Raw genomic sequence first — 2325 nt, 5'->3', positions numbered from 1 at the left:
GGCTCCTGTTTTTCCAGCTGTAAACGAAGCTTTCAGCCACTTTTTTCATCAGCGCTTGATTTTTTGGTTACTTTTTTATCAAGAAAAAAGTAACAACAAAAATTCATTTTCTACTAATTTCGTGAACGCAAACCAAAGAGTTGCTAAATATAATCGAAGAAAAACCACAGTCGTGAACGGATACTAGAGATGTAGACTGAAAGATTATATTAACCACATTATAGTTTATTTTAGTCTCAGCCCCATAAGTATATTCTAATATAAAACACCATCAATATAGCATCATCCGACCTATTTCTAGCGTAATAGGTCGGATAATACCTTCACGCTCTTTTTCGTCAGTTGATTTTTTTGTTAAAAATTTATATGATATAGCAAAGAGTTTATCTATATACATCATTAGCTTGATTAGTTAGCAAATTAGCACCACTTGAATAAAAAACATGAAAAAAGCAAATATCTTCTATAGATCTGTGATCTGCGCTAGCGCATTTTCAACGTTAGTTGGATGTAGTTACCATACCAAAAATGGTATGATGGATAATCCATCTGGGCCACTCGTATCCTTAACTGATCAGCCAATTGATCATCCACCTGGTGTAGAAGGAAAAGTAGATTTAGTTTATACAATGTATGATCCAAAGATATATAAATTTGATGATGAATCGCTCCAGCTACTACTTTGTTTGAATGATACATTAATCAAACGCTTAGATTCTTTGAAGCAGTATATATTGGAAAATAAAACTGATGTTTTAAATAAACTGGCTGTGGTTGATACAAGTTTTTTGAAGTTACAGCAACCCTATCTTACCCAGGGTAGTCAGCTCATACCAACACCTGCTGTAGATAGGGCTAATATGGATTCAGACCAGCTGATTAAGTTTAAAGAATGCCGAGCTCATACGCCCACTTTCCATGAATTGTACTATTTAAGATGTTGGTACGATAAGCTTATTAAAAGCTTTGCAGCTGTTTTTAATGATCTATTTATCTGTTCAGGATCCTCTGGCTTGTGTGTGGAGGATTACGTAAAAGTGGAAAACGAGGCAGTTCACCGGGCTATGACTTCATCTTCTACTCGAGTAAAAGGCATAAATTGCTCTAAAAAAAATATCAATAAGCAAGTTAAGTATGTACAAGAGCAGATACATAATCAAAGAGTGATACGTAAATACAGTGATGATGATCCAGGTGCCAGGCGTAATCGATCCATTCAAAATGCAGTTGTTACGCTATATGCTAAGCATCTTATACCTTATCTGGGCAGAGTAGTGGACTACTTGATACGTCAGGCACTTAATACTAGTGTTGCGCAAGGATATATTAATTTGAGTGATGCTGAAAAAAAATATAAAGAAGCTACCCAGCATACTGCATTCCTTTGGAGACAAGAGTATATTTGTCATTATCAGGACTATATAAAAACTCATAGGAAAACTGGTAACGCTTATGCCGATTATCAGGCACGTAGTATTATTTATGACCCTGCCAAGATAATTCAAAAACTAATGGAGCGTGGTTTGAAGCCTATCGATGACAGGTACGCTCAACTTTGTAGCTTGGTTAACTCGATTGTGTATGATGTTGATGCTAGCCTTAAGGAAGCATTATTAAGTAGTCTGACTATACTTTATAATACCTTGTATAGTACTGCTATAGTTCATATAATGGGTGATGTAGCTATATTTCCAGTAGCACATAACGCTCCTAAAAATAGTGAGTTAGTAGCGGCTATAACCAATAAAGCGGCAGCAGCAGATATCATTATAGCCAAATATAAAACCTTGCTTGCTGGTGTTATTTTAAATCAGGAGCCTCATGTTAACCTTGCTAATATCGATTCCGTAGTTAAGGAGTTGCAGCATGTAGGCCTGCACGTCCATTCTATAGAGTCTGATCATACTCCTAATCAGGGTTAATACAGACCAATTAGCGGTTCCAGCATCTGAGCCTATGTAAGTCCTCTAAAAGTCGAATAGCAAAGGATAAAACAAATAAAAACCATACAACTAAATAGATACGATGCTTTGTTTCCGTTCACGCAATGGCGTCAACTTAAGGAATTTATAATTATTTTTATTTGATTATAAGTCTTTTTTATCTTACTTTTTTCTTGATAAGAAAGTAAGCAAAAAATCAAGCCCTCAGTAAAAAGTTGCTGAAAGCAGCCCTAACAGCTGGAAAAACAGAACTCCCCCGCTTCGCGGGCTTCAAACAGGCTGTTTTTCTATCTCAGCTGTGAGGGCTGCTTTCTTATCTCAACTATTTTACAAGGGGCGTTTTTTATATATTATTATATATAATAATCAATTAAATATACCC

The 2325-nt window shown here is 35.7% G+C and carries 2 protein-coding genes; both read left to right on the top strand.

Going from position 1 to position 2325, the window contains the following annotated elements; translation table 11 throughout:
* Positions 1-187 (top strand): hypothetical protein (locus MUW73_RS03565; RefSeq protein ID WP_243575261.1); only part of this gene is annotated, 187 nt, incomplete at its 5' end.
* Positions 188-443: 256 nt separating this feature from the next.
* A complete protein-coding gene (locus tag MUW73_RS03560; protein ID WP_243018629.1) occupies positions 444-1922 on the top strand; it encodes a hypothetical protein in 1479 nt (492 codons plus the stop codon).
* Positions 1923-2325 lie beyond the last annotated feature (403 nt).

This window comes from Candidatus Cardinium sp. cByotN1, from assembly GCF_022810525.1.
Taxonomy (GTDB): Bacteria; Bacteroidota; Bacteroidia; order Cytophagales; family Amoebophilaceae; genus Cardinium.
The sequence above is the reverse complement of the archived record's forward strand: the minus strand, read 5'-3'. Positions and strand labels throughout refer to the sequence as shown.